The sequence below is a fragment of the uncultured Methanobrevibacter sp. genome (assembly GCF_937906425.1).
In the GTDB taxonomy this organism is placed as follows: Archaea; Methanobacteriota; Methanobacteria; order Methanobacteriales; family Methanobacteriaceae; genus Methanobrevibacter.
The window spans coordinates 1-4,676 of sequence record NZ_CALCYR010000138.1 but is presented as its reverse complement, the minus strand read 5'-3'; the positions used below and the strand labels follow the sequence as shown (position 1 = coordinate 4,676).

The 4,676-nt window shown below is 27.5% G+C and carries 4 protein-coding genes and 1 tRNA gene; 4 read left to right on the top strand and 1 reads right to left on the bottom strand.

Annotated elements, in window-relative coordinates:
- Positions 1–401: 401 nt before the first annotated feature.
- From Q0138_RS03920 to Q0138_RS03910, 3 genes are all read left to right on the top strand, one after another.
- The gene (locus tag Q0138_RS03920; RefSeq protein WP_297981200.1) at positions 402–749 is read left to right on the top strand and encodes a hypothetical protein; all 348 of its coding nucleotides are present in this window, start codon (positions 402–404) and stop codon (positions 747–749) included.
- A gap of 356 nt (positions 750–1,105) precedes the next feature.
- Entirely contained in the window at positions 1,106–2,209 is a 1,104-nt protein-coding gene (locus Q0138_RS03915) for a hypothetical protein (RefSeq protein ID WP_297981197.1), read from the top strand.
- 428 nt (positions 2,210–2,637) lie between these two features.
- The gene (locus Q0138_RS03910; protein WP_297981195.1) at positions 2,638–3,267 is read left to right on the top strand and encodes a hypothetical protein; all 630 of its coding nucleotides are present in this window, start codon (positions 2,638–2,640) and stop codon (positions 3,265–3,267) included.
- Positions 3,268–3,281: 14 nt separating this feature from the next.
- Here the strand turns inward: Q0138_RS03910 and Q0138_RS03905 are convergent.
- Positions 3,282–3,353 (bottom strand) — tRNA-Gln (locus tag Q0138_RS03905).
- Between the two features lie 146 nt (positions 3,354–3,499).
- Between Q0138_RS03905 and Q0138_RS03900 the strand changes: the two genes are divergently transcribed.
- Positions 3,500–3,922 carry a very short patch repair endonuclease gene (locus Q0138_RS03900; RefSeq protein WP_297981192.1) on the top strand — a complete coding sequence of 141 codons (423 nt, stop codon included), beginning with the start codon at positions 3,500–3,502 and terminating at the stop codon, positions 3,920–3,922.
- Positions 3,923–4,676: the final 754 nt, after the last annotated feature.

The following is a 4,676-nucleotide window of genomic DNA, read 5'->3' as shown; positions in this document are numbered from 1 at the left end:
ATAAAAATAAGGAAAATTCATAGGAATTTTCCACCAAAAAATTCAGGCCCCTAAAGACTTTTTTATCATTATTTATAACTCCAAACACACATATGATGAGGAAAATATTAAAAGGAATAAATCAATGAGTAAATGAAATGAAATGAAATGAAAATGATTGCATTGCATCCTTATCCAATATTTTTGCTATTTATAAAAGCATATCAGCAATCTTAAACCTATTATAACTGATAAAATTCATTATCTTTTATAGTTTTAAATAATTGCATAATGTCCATTTTCATTATGTTTTACAGATAGACTAAAAAATTGCAATACTCGGTCATTTATTTAAGTAAATGAAAACCTTTATATATAATCAATTCCCTTTAATACTGTAACGATATTTGAGGTAATTAATTATGAAAAGTAAAAATATAGGTTTAGATTATAAAGATGAAAATGGAAATTTAAGAAAGGACTTGAAAGATGGAGTTCGTGACATGGAAAAAGCAGAAGGTTTTTCTGCTGAAGAATTCTATTTTAAATTAGATTATCTAATCAGAGAGCTTGATGCTAAAAAATCAAAAAGAATGGCTAAGATACTTCTTGATAATTTTGGGCCTGTAGTCTTATTTGGAACTTATTTTTATCTCTTAAAATGTTTAGATAAAGAAAATAAACTTGAAAAGGAATTTGATTATTTCAAAGAATTTATTGATTATAAAATTAGCGTATTTATGATTGTTAATTTCATAAGAGAAATATAATTTTATAAATCACTATTTTTCTTTTTTTATTTTTTCATCAGATCCATTCTCACTTTTGCGTTAATTTTTTTAGAAAAATTAGTTTAATCCCAACAAATCATTTTTATTAGGAATTTTTTTTAAGTCATTCAACTATAGTAATATCTTATTGGATTGCTTGATGATTATTATACTCTTTGCTTGATGATTATTTTTTTTAAATCAATAAAACATTTTTTAAAAATCCATTAAAAATTATTTTAAAATCCAATAAAAATTTTTTTAAAATCCATTAAAACATAAAAATAAACAGCTAAAAAACATTAAAAAAAATGAAAATAGAATGAATTTTAAAAAAAAGATAAGGGGGAAAATAAATGAATGAAGAAGAATTAAATACATTGAAAAGAATAGCTAATTCCTTAGAGCTTATATCAAATTCATTAAACATTATTACAAATACAATGAATCAGCCAATGACCTTAAAATTTGAAAATACAATTACTAATAGCAACAATAATCAGTTAAATGAAAACAATCTTAACACTATAAAAAACAGCCAAAATAACCTTAACAATCAATTAATTGAAAATACTAACCCTGCAGAAAACATTGCTACAGAAATCTGCAAGCCTATTGAAAATATTCCAACTAATTATTTGAATAACGATTTGAATAATATAAACAGTCTTTTAGCAAACCCTAATGACCTGCACTTGCCTCAATTCAGCCATAAAAGAATAAGCAATGAGGTTTTGATTGATAAATTAAAAGAAAAAAGAATAAACGTTAAAACATTTGTGGATTTTAAAGATGAAGACAGGTCATTAGACAATATTTCAATATTTATGGGAGAAAGATATAAAGACATACGAAGGCTTTATGAAAATATTAAAACATATCTGAACAGGTCAAGCGGTTTTCATTTAAGCATGAAAAATGCAACACAAAGTGAAATTTCATCATCATGTCAATTATGCACAAACCTTTATGACATTGCATTCTTATCCGAATACAAATATGAAAAGTCTCCAAAATATTTTTTGCATGCAACACCTAATAAGATCCCTATTGCAATTAACTTCCTCACAGGACACTGGCTGGAAATTTTTATTAGAAAAACAATAGAAACTTGCTTAAACTCAATGGAAACAGATATAGAATATACCTACTTAATCAATCCTCAAATTACACTTCCTAATGGAGATGATTTCGAATTAGATGTGGTTTTTTTAATTAATGATGAAATATTTTGGATAGAGGGAAAAACTGGAAACTATCAACAGTACATTAATAAATATTCTAATGTTGCAGACATAATCGGTTTAGATAAGGATCATTCATTTATGGTTTTAACAGACATATTGAATAGAACTGCAGCTTATATACTAAGCAAAAATTTTAATATGAGTGTAATTCCGGTTGGAGAATTCAAAACTGAAATAGATAATGTTATTAGAAAGAGTCTTGGAATTGTATAAATTCCAGGCAAAATAGATTATATTATTAAAAAAAGCCTAAAAATAAATATTTAAAATAAGAGTTTAAATCCAAACTCTCTTTTTCTCTTTTTTAAATTTAAATCTTTAAAATAACTATGTTAAAAAAATCAAATTATGATTTAATGACCTGTTCAATGAAATCGGAAATTATGATTTAATGACTTGTTCAATGATTTAGAATATTGATTAAATTTAAAAATAAGAAAAAATAAAATAATTATACAACTGTTCAATTATTATTTTTCAAACAAGTTATAAATGAAATGACTGTATAAAAGAGGATTTTGGCTTGAAATAGATAAAAATAATGAATGGGAAGAAAAAAAAGAGAAGATAAAAATAGAAGATTCCTGTTGTAAGTTAAGATATAAAATAACAGGATGTAAAATAATTAAGGGGGTAAATTTATGATAGGTGACGATGACTTTTTCATGCAGAATGCTGACTATCATTATGGAGCCAGCGATACGGAAAAGATGTATGGAAGAAACTACAATAGTCATTCAGACTATGTTCCGGGATATGGATCAACTAGCAGTGCAGGAAATAAATCTGCAAGTGAAAATGATAGCAACTTTGGAAAGACTTGCTTTTGGGGAATTCTGATTGTTCTTGGAATAATAATTTTAGCCACTGTAGTTGTGCCTGCAGCAATTGATTCAATGTCTGAATCAGTTGCCATATATGATTTGGAAATTAACAGATACATTTATTCAACCCAGTATCACTCAAACATCACTACATCTAAAGGATATGAAATTAATTACAAGGAACAAAGCTATGGAAAACATGAAATAAATGTTATATTCTACTCAAAAGATGGAAAAGAATTGTATGATGACAGCAAATATATGGGACACTGCTATCTTGGGGATGTTCCATATATAGTGTATTTAGATGAAAAAGCGGATTATGCAGTATTTGAAGTATACAAAGAACAAGTTAAATACGGAGAGTGCATATACCGTGAAAGAGTGGATGTTGATAATAAGAATGTGAAAAAAAAGTTTATTAATTATGATACTTTGTATGATTAATAAGCTATTAAAAATAGTCCCGAGCGGAGTCGAACCGCTGTCTTCGGGTCCAGGGCCCAAAAGGATTGCCACTACCCTACGGGACTATACAATACTATAATATTATCTTGATAAAATATAAAAGTTTCGTAAACTTTTATTTTGAAAAGAAAAAACAATGCCCAATTAAACATAAACTTTTAATTTAAAAAGAAAAAACAATGCCAAATTAAAAAAATCTTTAGGGGATTTAATGGCAGACATATTTGATAAAGAGACACGAAGCTACATAATGTCACGCATTAGAGGCAAGGACACCAAGCCTGAGATTATGGTAAGAAGCTATCTCTTCTCAAGAGGGCTAAGGTTTAGAAAGAATGACAAGAGATATCCTGGAAGGCCTGATGTTGTGCTTCCGAAATACAATACAATAGTATTTGTTCATGGCTGCTTCTGGCATCTTCATGAGGGATGCAAGTATGCTTCAATTCCAAAATCCAATGTAGAGTATTGGGAGAATAAGCTTTATGGAAATAGACAGCGCGACAAGCGTAACATTAAAGAGCTTGAAGAGATGGGCTGGAAGGTAATCACGGTCTGGGAATGTGAACTGAAAAAGGACAAATGTGAAAAGACCCTTGATGATTTATATACTAAAATAACCTTTGAAAAGTAGTTTTAATAGTTTTAGTCAATAAATCTAATTTAAAAAGAAAAATAAGTCCAAACTTGCTTTTTTTACTTAAGTCAAAACCACAATTCTGAGTGATTATACCATATTCATTTAAGTAATTATACCATATTCATTTAAGTAATTATACCATTTTCATTTAAGGAATTATATTATTTAATGCAAGCAATACTCCATAAACCTTATGATCTCGAATTAGTTATTAAAACCTTCAGCTTATTTTTTCAAGTGCATCCTCCAAAACCTATTTTCTAATTTTCGGATTTAGAAAACTGTTACTTTAAGCTGCAATTCGATTTTAACAGATTCACTTTCACAGAAATCTAATAAATCTTCCTTTCTGTTTTCTTTTTAATTTTCTAAGTTGTATAATTATGAGCAACTGCGCCTTAAGTTTATTCGCTCCTCTGTTTTTCTCCCAATGACCACTTCCTTTTCTATTTGGAATACTCCAAATTGCCTTCAACGCTTGACCTTATGTCTTATTCTTTCTTATTTTTTTAGTTGATTCCTTCCTTCATTTAGGATTCATATTCTGTGATTGTCCGGCGGTACTGGGAGATGAAATGCACTTTTACTTTGCAAGTCTTGAAGGCACCATAATTGCCGTAAAGACGTTTTATTTATAATTATATGAACTTTAAATTAAAAATAAAACCAAAATAAGCAAATAATTAAAATCTAAAAATTTTAAAAATTTAAAAGACAGAAATAGTGAAAAATAATTAAAAATATTAAA

Coding starts and splice junctions, on each gene's coding strand:
- Q0138_RS03920 (WP_297981200.1), top strand. CDS start 402: ATGAAAAGTAAAAATATAGGTTTAGATTATAAAGATGAAAATGGAAAT.
- Q0138_RS03915 (WP_297981197.1), top strand. CDS start 1,106: ATGAATGAAGAAGAATTAAATACATTGAAAAGAATAGCTAATTCCTTA.
- Q0138_RS03910 (WP_297981195.1), top strand. CDS start 2,638: ATGATAGGTGACGATGACTTTTTCATGCAGAATGCTGACTATCATTAT.
- Q0138_RS03900 (WP_297981192.1), top strand. CDS start 3,500: ATGGCAGACATATTTGATAAAGAGACACGAAGCTACATAATGTCACGC.